Annotated in this window: 13 protein-coding genes; 2 read left to right on the top strand and 11 right to left on the bottom strand. The window is 57.7% G+C overall.

The genetic code is table 11. The annotated features are described in order from the left end of the window. Positions 1 to 43 precede the first annotated feature (43 nt). From AC07VR_RS24585 to AC07VR_RS24575, 3 genes are all read right to left on the bottom strand, one after another. A complete protein-coding gene (locus AC07VR_RS24585) occupies positions 44 to 1,402 on the bottom strand; it encodes a DUF1329 domain-containing protein (protein ID WP_494992854.1) in 1,359 nt (452 codons plus the stop codon). A 17-nt stretch (positions 1,403 to 1,419) separates the two neighbouring features. Further along, positions 1,420 to 3,240, bottom strand: coding sequence for a DUF1302 domain-containing protein (locus AC07VR_RS24580; protein WP_495012830.1), 1,821 nt, complete (start codon positions 3,238 to 3,240; stop codon positions 1,420 to 1,422). Positions 3,241 to 3,344: 104 nt separating this feature from the next. Next, complete coding sequence (locus AC07VR_RS24575; RefSeq protein ID WP_494992852.1) at positions 3,345 to 4,136, bottom strand: SDR family NAD(P)-dependent oxidoreductase; 792 nt, start codon at positions 4,134 to 4,136, stop codon at positions 3,345 to 3,347. A 285-nt stretch (positions 4,137 to 4,421) separates the two neighbouring features. Here AC07VR_RS24575 and AC07VR_RS24570 point away from each other — a divergent pair, with 285 nt between their 5' ends. Then, positions 4,422 to 5,033 (top strand): TetR/AcrR family transcriptional regulator, encoded by a 612-nt coding sequence (locus tag AC07VR_RS24570; protein WP_494992851.1) that lies wholly within the window; start codon positions 4,422 to 4,424, stop codon positions 5,031 to 5,033. 167 nt (positions 5,034 to 5,200) lie between these two features. Here AC07VR_RS24570 and AC07VR_RS24565 read toward each other — a convergent pair whose 3' ends face one another. Continuing rightward, complete coding sequence (locus tag AC07VR_RS24565; protein WP_494992850.1) at positions 5,201 to 5,932, bottom strand: SDR family NAD(P)-dependent oxidoreductase; 732 nt, start codon at positions 5,930 to 5,932, stop codon at positions 5,201 to 5,203. A gap of 155 nt (positions 5,933 to 6,087) precedes the next feature. On the opposite strand from AC07VR_RS24565, the gene AC07VR_RS24560 reads away from it, so the two are divergent. Continuing rightward, entirely contained in the window at positions 6,088 to 6,450 is a 363-nt protein-coding gene (locus tag AC07VR_RS24560; protein WP_495012829.1) for a hypothetical protein, read from the top strand. A gap of 79 nt (positions 6,451 to 6,529) precedes the next feature. On the opposite strand, the gene AC07VR_RS24555 is transcribed toward AC07VR_RS24560, so the two are convergent. The 7 genes from AC07VR_RS24555 to AC07VR_RS24525 all read right to left on the bottom strand — a co-directional run bounded on the left by AC07VR_RS24555 (position 6,530) and on the right by AC07VR_RS24525 (position 15,038). Then, entirely contained in the window at positions 6,530 to 6,844 is a 315-nt protein-coding gene (locus tag AC07VR_RS24555; RefSeq protein WP_495012828.1) for a DUF3303 domain-containing protein, read from the bottom strand. Between the two features lie 264 nt (positions 6,845 to 7,108). Further along, entirely contained in the window at positions 7,109 to 7,906 is a 798-nt protein-coding gene (locus tag AC07VR_RS24550) for a transglutaminase family protein (protein ID WP_495012827.1), read from the bottom strand. Next, complete coding sequence (locus AC07VR_RS24545; RefSeq protein WP_494992846.1) at positions 7,903 to 8,853, bottom strand: alpha-E domain-containing protein; 951 nt, start codon at positions 8,851 to 8,853, stop codon at positions 7,903 to 7,905. Before AC07VR_RS24545 ends, AC07VR_RS24550 begins: the two co-directional genes overlap by 4 nt. 3 nt (positions 8,854 to 8,856) lie before the next feature. After that, positions 8,857 to 10,266: a circularly permuted type 2 ATP-grasp protein gene (locus AC07VR_RS24540; protein WP_495012826.1), complete on the bottom strand. Its 1,410-nt coding sequence runs from the start codon at positions 10,264 to 10,266 to the stop codon at positions 8,857 to 8,859. Positions 10,267 to 11,152: 886 nt separating this feature from the next. Then, positions 11,153 to 12,151 (bottom strand): LacI family DNA-binding transcriptional regulator, encoded by a 999-nt coding sequence (locus AC07VR_RS24535; protein WP_494992844.1) that lies wholly within the window; start codon positions 12,149 to 12,151, stop codon positions 11,153 to 11,155. Between the two features lie 105 nt (positions 12,152 to 12,256). Further along, positions 12,257 to 13,732 (bottom strand): glycoside hydrolase family 32 protein, encoded by a 1,476-nt coding sequence (locus AC07VR_RS24530; protein WP_495012825.1) that lies wholly within the window; start codon positions 13,730 to 13,732, stop codon positions 12,257 to 12,259. Positions 13,733 to 13,745: 13 nt separating this feature from the next. Then, complete coding sequence (locus tag AC07VR_RS24525) at positions 13,746 to 15,038, bottom strand: MFS transporter (RefSeq protein ID WP_495012824.1); 1,293 nt, start codon at positions 15,036 to 15,038, stop codon at positions 13,746 to 13,748. Between the last annotated feature and the right edge of the window lie 180 nt (positions 15,039 to 15,218).

Here is a 15,218-nt window from a genome sequence, read left to right as displayed (position 1 = left end):
GCAACGCCTTCTCTGGAAGGGATGCCTACGGTGATTTACACGATCAGTTGCTGGATCGTCGCAAGTTGTCCACCGTGTAATAGGCAGCACTTCGCTTGACCTTGTAGTCAGCAGGTTTTTCTTCGTTAGACAGGAACATCACGAAAGCACGACGCGATTGCAGGTCGTAATCGACCTGGCCTGCGGTGGTGCTGACGAGGACGTCGTAAAGGTTAACCGCGTGGTTTTCCTGAACTCGCCAAAGATTGTCGCGACTGTCATACAAGTCGCCATGCACGATTTCCCAACTGTCCTCGTCGACGTAGAGCATGCGCCGACCATAGATGCTGCGAACCCCTGGTTTGACTTGCGCTTCGACCACCCATACCCGGTGTTTCTCATAGCGAGGCAGATCCTGATTCAAGTGATTCTGCTGCACGATGTCGCGGTACTTGAGAGCCTTCGAAGTGAGGTCGTAGTTGTTGTACGACACGATCATTTCTTTCTTGCCAACCAGTTTCCAGTCGTAGCGATCCTGCCCGCCGCCAAACATGTCGTAACTGTCGATGGTGCCCAGCCCGTCGCTGTTGAATTGCGGTGTGTCATACGCCACGTCTGGCGCGCGCAACACGCGACGCTGGCCCGGGTTGTAGGTCCAGGTCTTGCGCGCTCCATCCGTACGGTCCGAGACGTCGATCAGCAGAACCGCCTCGCCGGCAACGTTGGACGGGCTCAACGTGCGCTGCATGTAATAGGTGATCTGGTTAGGAGGATTGTCAGCTATTGCCTTGCCCGTCGTTCGTGATTCGGCCCATTTGATCGGCGTGAAACTGCCGTTGCTCTGTACCGGAAAAATGACGAACTGACGCTCCGAACTCAAGCCGTAGTAACGATATTCGTGGTTGTAGATCACCTCTGAACCATTTTTCGGCACAGGGAAAGGTACGCTTGAAGCGAGGACACCGATCACTCCCATACCACCTTCAACCGTCTTGATCCGCCCGGCTTCGGTCTTGATATCGCTGTATTCCTGCGGTGGCAATGCAGCCGTTCGGTGGGTGGGGTAGACCTTCATTTTGTAGTCCGGGTAACGCTTGAGCATTTCGATCTGCCCTGGCGCCAACAGGTTCTGGTATTGCGCCAGATTGGCGCCTGTAACCGTGTAAAGCGGCTTCTCCGCCGCGTATGGATTGGCATACCCCTTGGTGCTATCGAATCCCGCCACAACCTGGGTCAAACCGCCTTCCCAAGGCGGAATCGAACCATCGGCATTACCTGCTTTTTGCGCCCCGACAGGCGTGAGATCCTTGCCCAGTCTGGCAAGGTCTTGCTCTGAAGTTTCGGCATGCGCGCCGAGGGTCACCCCGACAAGTGCGCCCGCGGCCAAGATGCCCAGCACGCCTTTTAGTCTTTTGTTGTCCATGCTTTTGCCTGCTTTGGTTAGAAGTTGATGCCAGCGACCAGAGAGAAGAAATCACGATCATGGAATTCGTCGTACTTCGCGTTGTGGTTGAAACGCGAATAGCTGAAGTCGACGTAATACTTGCCGCTGTAGTCGAGACGCACGCCCGGCGCTACCACTAGTCGACCCTCACTGAACAAACCATCAGCGGAGTAGCCACTTATGTCGTCCGACACGAAGACTCGCGGCTTGACGTTTACCCCGGCGAATACGTCCGGGTAGCTGACCTCCAGTTGGGCACGTACACCCCATACGTTGGATGTGGCGAAGCCTTTGTTTTGGCAATAGCTCGTATCTGGGTTAAGCGCCTCGCACGGCACGCCTGCGACCGGACCTGAGCCGAACACAGCGGCGCGTCCGTAACGAGTCGAGTTGTCTGGATTGCCGATTCCATCCCAGTGCTGATAAACCGCTTCCGCCGCCAGAGTGGCAGCCTCGGCACCGAGGATCCGTGGCAACACCTGAATGGTCGACAGCTGAGCCTGAGTTTTGGATTTGCGGTCATAACCGCTCACGAAGGAACCATCCGGTGTGGATACCAAATTGGCCTGCGGGCCAATGCCAGCGACAAGGCCGTTAATCAGGTCGGTACCGTTGATCTGCACGGGCAGGCCAGACGTATGGCTAATTTCACCAAACACTGACCAACCACCGATGACGGTAGACGCACTCAGGCCAACGACATGGATACCGTCAGCGCTGTAGTCGAGGGTCTCCTGCGCAGCGCGCAGGCCTTGCGGCGGGTCGGCAGACCAGATCGATCCAGGTATCGTGGTGGGCACCAGCGTCGCGCTTACGTTAGGGACGCGGGTGTGATAGCGCACATAGTAGAGCCCGAAATCAGTGTCCAGCGCCTCGACCCGGTGACGCAGCGCGATGCCGTACTGACCGCTGTTTGGGGGCTCTCGGTCAGGCGTCAACGCCATCCGGAAGTTGGCTCCGCCCAATGCAGGAACTCCGGCGAAGGTCTGGCGGTCAGTAAACTGCCCCCCGCCCACCACCGTTCCGCTGTTCGAGCAGTTGACGACACTGGACGCAGACCAGTAGGTGCCACAGCCGTCCAGCACGGTTTTTTCCCAACGCAACTGGTAGAACGCTTCCACACTGGTGCCGTCGGCTATGCCGAAGCTGGCGAACAACTGTGGCAACGGGAGGAGGATTTCTTTGACCTGGGCGCCAGGCCGGTGGGCTGCGGTGATGTCGAACGCACCGTATTCGTTGATACCGGGCACAAACAAACTTTCCCCCCAGTTCACGACCTGGTTGCCCAACCTGACGGTCAAAGGATGATCGCCACTCAGTTGGAATGTGTCGTAAACATAGGCGTCGAGTAGTGCGACGCCGGAGAATTTGGACAAGTGATCGAAATCGGAGTCGTCCAGCCGCGCGCCGTGCTCATAACCGTTGGCGACGCTGCCATGGGGCACGCCACTGTTGTTGAGCGTGAAGTCGTCCCAGGCCTTGGCGCGTACAAACACGCCAAGATCGCCCTTACTGATATCGATGTCGCCCAGGATATTCAAGACAGTTGAGTAGCGTTGACCCTTACCGAAGTTCAAATCGCCGTTATCGTTACCGCTGCTGGCTTTACCACCATTTCCCACGGAAATCAGACGAGGATCGGCGCTGCTTGCCCGCCAACTGGTGCCCAGCGATGTGCCGAGCGACCAGCGAACATCGACCCCCTCATCAGTGGTAAACGAGCCAGCCTCGGCGCTGCTCGCAGCCAGACCTGCAAGACACAACGCGACGCCTAGCCTGCCGGCGCGCACGACGCCGGAATGGTCCTTGTTTTTCATAGTTTCACTCGTATTTTTGTTTTTGGAGGTTGCGAGGAAATGTGTGAATCAGTGCCAGCCTCCGCCGCTGGCAACTGATTTTTTCCAGGACACTGGGTCGACGCTTACTTCGGTACCTCGGGCTTGCGGACGGGGCCGGCGGTCACGCCACCATCGATCACCAGTTCGGCGCCATTGACGTACGAGGACTCGTCCGACGCCAGATAGACCACCGCGTTGGCGACGTCACTGGGCAAACCCACACGCCCTGAAGGGATCAGCGCGCTGAACATTTCTTCAACACCCAGCCCGGCACCAAAGCCGTAATGACTTTGCGTCATCGGCGTATGGATCACACCCGGCAGCAAGGAGTTGCAGCGAATTGCCAGACCCTGACTGGCAGCTTCAATCGCGGCGCATTTGGTCAATGCCCTGACAGCGCTCTTGGAAGCGCAATAGGCCGTCTGGTTGGTTGCACCTATCAGCCCACCGATCGAGGACATGTTGATGATCGAACCGCCGTGCTCTGCCATGGCGACAAAGGCCGCCTTGATCCCCAGGAACACGCCGTCGATATTGATCGAGGTGACTTGCCGGAATTGTTCGAGGCTCATGTCGGTGATCGACTGCACCGCCAGCACTCCAGCGTTGTTGACCAATACATCAAGCTTGCCGAAGCGTTGCTGGACCTGTGCCATCACCGCATCCCAACTTGCGGCATCGCTGACATCATGACGTAAGGCTTCTGCGGTCAAACCCTCGTCGCGCAAAACGGCTGCCGCCTGTTCAGCGGTGGTCAGATCGATATCGGTCAAGGCCACTTGGGCACCATGACGTGCCAATGTCGCAGCGATTTGCGCACCAATGCCGCGAGCGGCGCCTGTAATCAGTACTACTTTGCCATCCAGTCTTTTCATTGCATCGCCCTGAATAATGCCGAGTGCACCAGATCGCCATGAGGTTCTGGCAATTCTGAATTCTTATTAGTATTTGGATACCGAAAAGAATTTCTACACCTTTATTTGAGCGTCAGCCAGAGTTTTTTTATTTTTTTGCGACGCGCTCCTGCCTCTGGCACCAGGCATTTGCAACGACTCAGTCATAGCTGCGGGGGGATGATCCAGGGCGGACTCAACGCGCAGGCTCGATAGGCGAATTCTCGGACTTCCTGCTATATTCTCGCGTTAACTACAGGAGAGCCCATGCGCCCCACCCGCCTAACACGCCCTCAACAGCAAGCCCAGACACGCGAATATCTCCTGACTGCAGCTGAGAACGTCTTTTCTCGTCTCGGTTATGGTGGGGCCTCATTAGAGCTGATCGCCGCCGAGGCAGGTTTTTCAAAGGGCGCGATCTACTCCAACTTTCCGAACAAGGAAACGCTCCTCTTGACGCTGCTGGATCGGTACATGGAACGCGACATGGCCGGATTGAAAGAGCTCGCGGCTCAAGATCCTGACAGGATGTTCGAAGGGGTGACCGAGTGGTTGATGACCATGAATTCCGACAGCGAGTGCCCGTTGTTGGCGGTCGAGTTACAACTTCATGCAAGCCGCAATCCCGAGTTCGCAGCGGCATACGACGCGCTGCATAAGCGTCAGACTGAAGGGCTGGCCAATCTCCTCGACCTGTATTTCAAAGCCACTGGTACGAAAAGCCCTCTACCTTCGACCGATCTTGCCATAGCGCTGACAGCCATGGTGCATGGCATCAGTCTCCAGCGACGCAACGCCAACGATACAGGTCCCGTTGAAGCGGGTCGTATCATCAACCAGTTATTGACTAGCCTGGTCGTCCGACAGCGAGAGGCGTAGTCATCTCTGCGTTGGAGCTTCTTCGCCGAAGCGCCTTTAATAACTGATTGCACAGGTGGCCACGCTATTACCCGGTCCGGGCAGGAAATGGAGGCGCCCTCCCACCAGCCCCTACTCCCGGCGCGAACGCCGGCAGCAGGCATACTCACCGATGGTTGGGCAGACCGTTAGAGTCGTAATCCACCGTCGACCACAATCTCGGCGCCATTGACATAACTGGCCGCATCGGATGCCAGGAACGCGACGACCTCGGCGACTTCCTTCGGATCAGCGATCCGGTTGAGCGGGATCATGGCTTGATACTTTGCATTTGCTTCCGGCGGGTTGCCAGCGATCATCGGCGTCTGGATCATGCCCGGAAAGACCGCGTTGACACGAATACCGACGCGCCCCAACTCGGCGGCGGCGCAACCGCTCATCCCACGTACCGCCCACTTGGACGCTGCATAGGCGAACTGCCCCGGAATATTGCGAATGGCCGAAAGCGAGGAGATGTTAATGATCGAGCCACTACCTGCGCTTTGCATCGCCTCGGTCACTGCCTGCATGCCCAGCATCACGCCCAACACGTTAACCTGGAAATACCGCTCCAACTCGCTCGGCGTGGTCCCCTGCAAATAGTTGGGACTGTAGATTCCCGCGTTGTTGACGAGGATGTCGATCCGGCCGAACCGTTTCAGTGCCTCCTCGACCACCACAGCCCAACCCTCGGCGCTCGAAACATCATGCTTGATGAAGCACGCCGCCTCTCCGATCTCTGCCGCGACCTGTTCGCCGTTGTCTTGAACATCAGTCAAAACAACTTTGGCGCCTTCGGCGGCGAAGAGCCGGGCTTCGGCCTCTCCCTGCCCACTTGCCGCACCCGTAATGATTGCAACCTTGCCGCTTAACCGTCCCATGCCATTTCCTCTTTTTGATTTTATTGTATGAATCGCAGCGCCTCGACGTTCCGGAGCAACTCCGAAAGGAGGTGATTGTGTGGCGCAGAGTCGATTAGATACTTATTGGTATCTGAAAATCAATCAGTATCTTCGGTGCTCGAAGGAAGGGGGAAATGCCGGAGCCTCGCGGTTCATCGCATACTGGGAGCTCCACCCAGGACCGTGTCCAGTCGCGAGCTTTGGCATTACTGATCGGTGACCAGTTCGATGACCACGCCGGATGCCATCGCGACGAACAACTGGCGTTCGCCCGTGAGCGGCACTTCATTGAGCCCATAGTGAACGCCGCTGAGTCGAATCCGATTGCGCGCCTCGTCAAGCTCGAATGTGTGTTGCATACGCGCCTGTTCGAGCGCACGACACGCCACCTGCGCTTGACGGATGAGGGGCGGACGTATTTGTCCTATTGCCACCAGGCACTTCAGGCACTCGACGATGGCAATGCCTTTCTACAAGCCGGGAAAAGCGCCTCATGACTACCAATCCCTTGGGCAGACTGACCTCGAACGCCAGCAAGAAACCGCGCATGTGGCACAGTACGTATAAAGGCCGCTATCAATCGCGCTTCAGTCCATCGCGCCAGGCGATTGCTTCGAGTTCAACCCGAACCGCGTCTTCGACGGCAATCACCGGGCGAACCTGGAATTCAAACGCAGGGAACGTCGAGCACACCTTGTGAACTGCCATCGGATCGTCGCAGTCCACCAACATGTGTCCACCCCATTCACCCACGCGCACGACAAACACCTCGATCTTGAAATTGTCCGGTGCTTTCCATTGACCGAACACGTCAAGGATCCGTTTCTGCGCATTCTCGTACTGCGCAGGCGAACCTTGTGGGCGTTCGAACCAGCTGATCATGTACTTCATCGCCATCCTCCTCTATTGCATTGACGTAGTGGTCAACTGATCCCGGACACGACGACTGCTTGAGCTGGCTATCTACAACCAGACACCACGTGCTGCAGACGAAAACCTCACTTTGCGTGCGGGTTTCAGCACAGGCAAGGATAGTTCTCGAGGCAACGCAAAGCCAACCTGGGGCGACAAGGGAAGCCTGTCGTCATTGTTGTGGGTTGAAGGATCATGCCGTGACGCCCACGGCATGATCGGGTCTTCCTGAGCCGGGTTCGACTACTGGTGCTGCACCTGGAACAACGAGTTCACCTGAACCCGCGCCAACATCCGCTCTGCCCCACCGCCACGTCGCATACCGCGCACCGGGCAGGCGTCGAGGTAATCCAGACCGACCGCCAGCTTCAGGTGACGCTCGGGTCGGGTCAGCCTGTTGGTCACATCGAAGCTGTACCAGCCATCATCGAGCCAGGCTTCGGCCCAGGCGTGACTGGCCAAATGGCTTTCATCCTCGGTGCACAGGTAGCCAGAGACATACCGCGCGGGAATCCCCAGGCTGCGAGCACAGGCCAGAAACGCGTGAGTGTGGTCCTGGCAGACGCCCGCACGGCCGGCAAACGCCTCGGCGGCGGTGCTGTCGACCGCGGTCGCGCCGGGGCTGTAAGGCATGTGCCCGGCCAACCCGTGCATCAGGTCGATCAACGCCGTGCGATCGCGACGGGTGCCGCACTGCTTCACGGCAAAGTCGCTCAAGGCGTGATCTGCCTGAGTCAGGTGACTGGTGCGCAGGAACGGCAACGGCGATTGGCTATCGCGTTCAACCTCCTGCGCCTGGTCGATCTCCACCTGGCCGTAGGCGCTAAGCACAATGGCACCGTGGGGCTCGTCCATGGTCAATACATGCAGGATGTTGCCGTAAGGATCGAGTTGACTGCGCACCAGGCGCGGCAATTCCAGGTGCCATTCCAGAATGCGCTGGCGCTCGCTGTTCTGTGGCGTCAGGCGCAGGAACTGGATGCTGGTGCAGACTTCATCGGCGTAGCTGTAGGTGGTGTCGTGACGTATGGAAAGTTTCATACGACCTCCAGATAGGATTCGTGGATGGTCTGGCCAAGATGGCGCACCTGGGAGATGAAATCGGTCAGCCAGAGGTGCAGGCCCGCATCGAGAATCTCGTCGATCCCGGTATAACGAAGGCGCGCCTGCAGTTCGGCAGCCAGGCGCTGGGCGGGACGGCCATTGTTGCCCGGCAGGCTGGCGAGGATCTGGTCCAGTTCCTCGATGCACGCATGCAGCGAGCGCGGCACGTCGGCACGCAACAACAGCATCTCGGAGACCTGCTCGGCGCCCGGCGCATTGCGGTAGATCTCGTTGAAGGCCTCGAAGGACGACAAGGCACGGAGCAAGGCGCTCCACTGGTAGTAGCCGCGGGCCGAGTTATCGCTGACCTCCTCCGACTTCTCGCCGAACATTTCGTAGCGCGCATCCAGCAGGCGCAGGGTGTTGTCGGCCCGTTCCAGGAAGGTGCCCAGGCGAATGAAACAGTAGGCATCGTTGCGCATGATGGTGCCCGAGGTCGCCCCGCGGAACAGATGGGAGCGCTCCTTGACCCACTCACAGAAATGGCTGATGCCGTAACGACCCAGGCCGTTGCTGGCGATATTGCGCATCTCAAGCCAAGTGGCGTTGATGTTCTCCCACATGTCGGCGGTGATGCGTCCGCGCACCGCGTGAGCGTTGGCCCGCGCTGCCTGCAGGCAGCAATAGATACTCCCGGGGTTGGTTTCATCCAGCGCGAAGAAGTGCAGCATGCGCTCGGTGTTGAGCTCGCCATAGCGCTCGTTGTAGTCGTCCAGTGTGCCGGCGGCCAGCAGCGACATCGCCAGTTCGGCGCGGCCATCGGTGCGCCCGGCCTGGGGCATCAACGATAGCGAGTAACTGACTTCGAGCATGCGTGCCAGGTTCTCGGCACGCTCCAGGTAACGGGACATCCAGTAGAGGTCCGAAGCGGTTCTTGAAAGCATGTCTTAGTCCTCCACTACCCAAGTGTCTTTGGTGCCGCCGCCCTGGGACGAGTTCACCACCAGCGAACCTTCGCGCAGTGCCACGCGGGTCAGGCCGCCGGGCACCAGACGGGTTTCACTGCCCGAGAGCACAAACGGGCGCAGGTCGATGTGACGCGGGGCGATGCCGTTTTCGACAAAGGTCGGGCACGTCGACAGGCACAGGGTTGGTTGGGCGATATAGGCTTCAGGGCGGGCCTTGAGGCGCGCGCGGAAGTCCTCGATCTGCGCCGCCGTGGCCGCCGGGCCGACCAGCATGCCGTAGCCGCCGGAACCCTGGGTTTCCTTGACCACCAGCTCGGGAAGATTGGCCAGCACATGGGATAACTCTTCCGGCTTGCGGCATTGCCAGGTGGGCACGTTCTTCAGGATCGGTTCTTCGTCGAGGTAGAAGCGAATCATGTCAGTGACATAGGGGTAAATTGACTTGTCGTCCGCTACCCCGGTACCTACGGCGTTGGCCAGGACCACGTTCCCCGAACGATAGGCCGCCACCAGTCCGGGGACACCGAGCATGGAGTCCGGGTTGAAGGACAGTGGATCGAGGAAGGCATCATCGAGGCGACGATAGATCACATCCACCTGCTTCGGGCCGGCGGTGGTGCGCATAAAGACACGATCGTCGCGGACAAACAGATCGGCGCCCTCAACCAGTTCCACCCCCATTTCGCGGGCCAGGAACGCATGCTCGAAATACGCACTGTTGAAACGGCCCGGGGTCAGCACCACCGCCGTGGGGTTGTCCAGCGGGCTGGCGCTCTTGAGGGTGTCCAGCAGCAGGTTCGGGTAATGATCGATGGGCGCCACGCGCTGGGCGGCGAAGAGTTCGGGGAACAAGCGCATCATCATCTTGCGGTCTTCGAGCATGTAGCTGACGCCGCTGGGGGTGCGCAGGTTGTCTTCCAGCACGTAGTAGCTGCCATCGCCATCACGTACCAGGTCGACCCCGGAGATATGGGCGTAGATGCCGCGGTGCAAATTCAAACCCCGCATGGCAACCTGATACCCCTCGTTGGCCAGGACCTGCTCGGGAGCAATGATGCCTTCCTTGAGGATGCGTTGCCCGTGGTAGATATCGGCCAGGAACATGTTCAATGCCTGAACCCGCTGAATGCAGCCGCGCTCGACCATCTGCCATTCGCTGGCTTTGATGCTGCGTGGAATGATGTCGAACGGAATCAACCGCTCGGTGCCCTGCTCGTCCCCATACAAGGTGAAGGTGATGCCGGCGCGATGGAACAACAGGTCGGCTTCACGACGACGCTGGTCCAGCAGCTCCAGAGGAGTGTCCGCCAGCCAGCGCGCGAACGCCTGGTAATGTGGGCGGCAGCCACCGTTGGCATCATACATCTCATTAAAAAAAGCACGGGACATACCCCACTCCTTGCCGTGTTTCATTCGGCATTTTTTATTTAACTTCGTTATTTCGATAGATCAGGCCTTACGTTGTTTTAGTTGATGCTGTTTTGTTGAGCACCTCATTGTGCGTCGTCAATAACCTGCTTCATGCAGGCCGCAAACTTTTTATAGGCGCTGGCAAATACCGGTGTATTTGAGCGCCCTACCCTGGCGAATTCTGTTAACTCGATAAAAGCCTTGTGGCTCGTGTCAAAAACTCCCTCTTTAAAGTGATACTTCCCGTGGACTTGATAAGGCTTCTGCAAGCGCTATGCCCGATTGCGACCTCGCGAAAAATAAAATCGGAAATCGGCATCAATCCGCCACAAAAGGACATTTTGCTTCGATTTTGCGACATTTCAGTCAAGTAATGCTGAAACGTTTATCTCTTTAGGTTTTTGCACAGCTCTGGCGCGACCTAAAAGAGTGCAATAGAGGGGTTAACTGTTTTTATGCGCCAGAATAGGGATATTTTGATGAATGTTATTTTTATGGCTCCGCATTGCCTGAGCGCCAGGCCTCTTTATATAAATAAGACCCAGGCACCCTTTTGGAGCCTGAATGCGCACCAAACAGGGGTTTATCGCACCATTATGTTTCTTGCTTTTCAGCAACTCACTTCATAGCCGGTTGACATGAGCAGTCCGGCCACGGAGTTCTTCAGCCCGTAAGTAGAGCTCTGACATTTATTGCAGCTGCAACCATGCTGACTCCAGCTATCCATACCAGGGCTGGAGCGAAAATATGAAGGTACCGGGAATCTCGGGTTTCCGAATTGTTTCGAAAAAAGACAACACTCGTAGTCAGTACTCGGTGTCGGACGTAAAAAACTATCGTCCGCCGCATAACGTTGTGGCAGTTGTCACCAGGATTTACGGTCCACGAGGGGGCATGAAACCCTATGGATAAAGGGTTCATTTCGGCTTTCGATCAAGTGCTGAGCAGCACGGCGGCCCATTTCGTAGTACGGGAGTTGCACGGTGCTCAGCGGTGGATAGAACAGCTCGGCAACGCCGATCATATTGTCGTAGCCAAGTACCGCCACCTCGGCCGGAATGCGCAGACCGCGACTGAGCAGGTACTGATAAGCGACCAAAGCGATGCGGTCGTTGCCACAAACAAGCAGATCGAAGGCCGGCTTTCCATCCGACTCCCGTAATTGCTGCTCCAGCGCGACAAGCGTTTCCTCATAGGCGTCATCGGTCGACAGGTTGTATTGGGGAACACTGTCCAGGGACATACCAGACTCCGCGAGGGCGCGAGCCAACCCCTGCTGGCGCTGATCCCAGGCCAGACTGCTTTGCGGCAGGTTAATGCACAACGGATGCCGGTAGCCCTTTTTCAGCGCCTGCCGCACGGCCTGATACTGACCATCTTCGTCGTCGGGCACATAGCATGCGACGCCTGGCTCTGAACTCATGCAGTTGCTGAGTACCAGCGGCAGGCTGCGCAGCGCCTGGGGAATCTCGACGGTGCGTAACTGCATGGCACTGAAGATAATCCCGTCGGGCTGATGCGACAGCATCAGGTCGATGGTTTGCTGACTCGGTGGAGCCTCGAACACATTGAGGATGAAGACGTTCCAGCTGTTTTCTCGTGCGGTGCGCTCCAGCGAAAGCAGCATTTCGACGGCGAAGGGGGTTGTCGCCGTGTCGAGCGCGAAGACTCCGATGGTCTTGCCACGGGAGTGACCGCCACGAATCTGGCGAGCGGAAAGGCTTGGTACGTACCCCAAGGCCTCGACCGCTTGACGAACTTTCGCCAGAGTTTCCTGGTTCAGCTTTTCCGGGGTATTGAGTGCCCTGGACACAGTCATGAAGGAAACCCCCGCCAGCCGTGCAACATCTTTAACTGAAGCCATTCGCGGGTGCCATTGCTTGTCTAGCCAGGCATCATGTCATGCTTGGCAAAAGCATGACAACACGATGCCAGGCAGCAGGCTGCACGAATGGTACGTCAGGGGTGTTCAGAGCTGGAGATCGGCCAGGCTCCAGACCGAGGTATCCCCGAACAGCCCTACCCCATTGATGGCGAAGGCGCTGACACCGAGGCTGTCGGGGCGAGGATAAATCCGACTGCTCAGGCTATGGGCGCCGTCGTCGACGAAAACCTCAATGGAGGAGCGATCCAGGAAAATCCGCAGAGCGATCTGCGTTTGTTCTGGCGTCACAGGTACGCTACGGACCCCGCTCACGCCAGCTCCCGAGTGTTGCCTGTCGAGTACCAAGCGTCGGGACATGGCATCGAAGTACAGCAAAGTCCGTTCCTGCTGGTCTTCGCTACAGCGCAGGGCCAGGCCAAAGCGCTCAGCGGTGCTACCGGCCAGGTCCAGTTCGAGCTCAAGCTCCAGCAGAGCGCCGCGAACTTCAAGTGTACGGCTCTGTGAGTCAAGCATCCCGATCTCCAGCGTTCGAGGTGACTGCCGTAGCGTTGTCAGCTCTCGTGCCGGACGCATGCGTAGCCGGTCACCGTCGCGGCTCACTTCACGTGGCAACGACAGCGCGCCACACCAGTGTTGTTCTTGACTCGGCATAGGGCTGTCCCACATGTCCATCCATGCCCAGAGCAGGCGGCGCCCGTCCGGCGCCAGCAGGGTCTGGGCGGCATAAAAATCGTGACCGTGGTCGAGTTCGTGCAGCCTGCCGGTCTCAGTGAAGCAGCCGGAATTGTCCAGCTGGCCCAATCGATAGCTGTTCTGGAATTTGTTCCAGTTGTCGTAACCACTGGGCTTCAGGCCTTGCGGCGAGTACAGAAAAACATCGCATCCATCCAGTTCGAACACGTCCGGACATTCCCACATGTAACCGTCAGACGCGCGTTGGCCGTCCAGGGCGCAGCCGAGGTAATCCCAATGATGCAGGTCCTGGGAGCGATAGAGTAAAAGCTGCGGGTCATCCCCTTGACGAGCGCCAAGCGCCATCCACCATTGGTCTGCGCGCTTCCAGACCTTCGGGTCGCGGAAATGCATGATGTCCGGATGCGGTGGCGTTTCGATCACAGGCCCATGTTTGGTGAATGTGATGCCATTCGTGCTGCTGGCCAGGCATTGGACCTGGTGGATTTTTTGGTCGTCGCCCGGCTCCCCTAACCAGATGTGCCCGGTGTAGATCAGATAAAGCGTATCGCCCGCAACGACAGCCGATCCTGAAAAACAGCCGTCTCGATCGTAAGGGTCACTGGGGGCTAACGCTATGGGCAGATGCTCCCAGTGAACCAGGTCCTTGCTCTTGGCATGCCCCCAGTACATCGGGCCCCACTGCGCCGAATAAGGATGGTGCTGGTAGAACACGTGGTACTCGCCTCGAAAATAGGCCAGTCCGTTTGGGTCATTCATCCATCCGGCCGGGGGCGACAGGTGATAGCCGAGGCGATAGTCGTTGCCGCGCTCGGGCAGTTTTTTTTCGATGGCGCGATGCGCTTCGTCCAGCAGTGCAGCGTGCATGGCTTGATCCTTACTAGGGTTCGTAACGGGTGGCTGATTGGGCGATGGCAGGTAGTTCCATCGAATCAGGAGCTGTTGCCCGGGATGATTTGCGGGCCGGGTCTGCGCGTAACAATGACCATGACAGCAGCAGGCAACCGCCTACCAGGCCAGCCATCGTTACGTAAACGCTCGAGAAGCCAAAATGGTCGTAGCCGTATCCCACAACCGGCGACAGCAGCATGGCGGTCAATTGTTGGGCGAACTGGAATCCCACCAAATAGATCGAGGCCGACAGGCGCGAATCAAAATTGAAGGAAATGTATTTGAATACCGAGACCAGCAGGATCGGGACTTCCAGGGCGTGCAACATCTTGCAGGCGGCGATGGTCCAGGCATCCGTTGCCAGCCCTGAGCCAAGAATACGGACGAACATGATGCTGCCGGCCAGTATCAATCCATACTTGGCGCCCGTACGACCGACCACCCATGGCGCGAACAACATGAATACGGCTTCGAGGAGCACCTGGGATGAATTCAGGTAACCGTAGGCTCGGGTTCCCTCCTCCGGGGTTGGGAAGAAGGAGGAGAAATACACCGGAAACTGTTGTTCGTAGATCATGTAGATTCCACAAACCCCGGTCAGGTACAAGCTGAATGCCCAGAAGCGAGGAAGTGTCAGCAGCTTCCAAAGATCGTTCAGACGCACCGGCATGGCAGTTTCGCCAGCCGTTTGCATTACTGGTTTGTTGAACGCGGCCAGATCCAGCCGGGACAGGATCAGCAAAAACACTATCCCGGCTGCGCTACTCATGTAAAACGCAATGTCCGGGTCAATGTTGAAGACCACACCGACGACGCCCGTCGCGGAGGCCCAGCCCAGTGAACCCCACATTCTGGTGGTGCCGAACTCGAAGCCGGCGTGACGCGACAGCCGCTCCGTATAGGATTCGATGACGCCCACTCCCGCGAGCATGGATAGCGCCAGGAAAGTCGCACCGACCAGGGCTCCCAACACCACGTTCTGGGCCAATAGATTGGCGTATACGTAGATCGCAAAAGGTGCGGAGGCGCAGAGCAGTACACCAATCCATACCAGCAGTGTTTTGGACAGGCCAAGTCGATCCTGGAGAGCGCCATAGAACGGCTGAATGAGCAGCGCCGCAATGGCGTTGGCGGCAAAGATGAATCCGGTTTCCGTTCCATTCAGGCCGATGACTCGATGAAGCCATATCGAGAACAGCGAATAGCTGGATGACCACGCGAAAAAGAAGAAAAACAGCAAACCACTGATAAGCCAGTACTCACGTTTGACTGACAGCTGCATGTGACAACCCTCTTGTTTTTATTTAAGTTAACGTTAACATCGCAGCGCATTACGCCTCCTCCACCAGCTCGCTGTCAAGTGGATCCAAGTGCCAAAGGAGCAGGTATCGCGTTTGAGCAGACCTTGCAGAAGCGACTCTCAGGGCTTGCTCAGCGGAGGGTTCAGGTTTTGCCCAAGCGC

The organism is Pseudomonas sp. GW821-FHT02H09 (assembly GCF_059421425.1).
This window is presented reverse-complemented; position numbering and strand designations above follow the sequence as displayed.

What these genes read in the sequence shown, in the direction of transcription:
- AC07VR_RS24585 (WP_494992854.1), bottom strand. Translation starts at nt 1,402, where the DNA reads ATGGACAACAAAAGACTAAAAGGCGTGCTGGGCATCTTGGCCGCGGGC.
- AC07VR_RS24580 (WP_495012830.1), bottom strand. Translation starts at nt 3,240, where the DNA reads ATGAAAAACAAGGACCATTCCGGCGTCGTGCGCGCCGGCAGGCTAGGC.
- AC07VR_RS24575 (WP_494992852.1), bottom strand. Translation starts at nt 4,136, where the DNA reads ATGAAAAGACTGGATGGCAAAGTAGTACTGATTACAGGCGCCGCTCGC.
- AC07VR_RS24570 (WP_494992851.1), top strand. Translation starts at nt 4,422, where the DNA reads ATGCGCCCCACCCGCCTAACACGCCCTCAACAGCAAGCCCAGACACGC.
- AC07VR_RS24565 (WP_494992850.1), bottom strand. Translation starts at nt 5,932, where the DNA reads ATGGGACGGTTAAGCGGCAAGGTTGCAATCATTACGGGTGCGGCAAGT.
- AC07VR_RS24560 (WP_495012829.1), top strand. Translation starts at nt 6,088, where the DNA reads ATGCCGGAGCCTCGCGGTTCATCGCATACTGGGAGCTCCACCCAGGAC.
- AC07VR_RS24555 (WP_495012828.1), bottom strand. Translation starts at nt 6,844, where the DNA reads ATGAAGTACATGATCAGCTGGTTCGAACGCCCACAAGGTTCGCCTGCG.
- AC07VR_RS24550 (WP_495012827.1), bottom strand. Translation starts at nt 7,906, where the DNA reads ATGAAACTTTCCATACGTCACGACACCACCTACAGCTACGCCGATGAA.
- AC07VR_RS24545 (WP_494992846.1), bottom strand. Translation starts at nt 8,853, where the DNA reads ATGCTTTCAAGAACCGCTTCGGACCTCTACTGGATGTCCCGTTACCTG.
- AC07VR_RS24540 (WP_495012826.1), bottom strand. Translation starts at nt 10,266, where the DNA reads ATGTCCCGTGCTTTTTTTAATGAGATGTATGATGCCAACGGTGGCTGC.
- AC07VR_RS24535 (WP_494992844.1), bottom strand. Translation starts at nt 12,151, where the DNA reads ATGGCTTCAGTTAAAGATGTTGCACGGCTGGCGGGGGTTTCCTTCATG.
- AC07VR_RS24530 (WP_495012825.1), bottom strand. Translation starts at nt 13,732, where the DNA reads ATGCACGCTGCACTGCTGGACGAAGCGCATCGCGCCATCGAAAAAAAA.
- AC07VR_RS24525 (WP_495012824.1), bottom strand. Translation starts at nt 15,038, where the DNA reads ATGCAGCTGTCAGTCAAACGTGAGTACTGGCTTATCAGTGGTTTGCTG.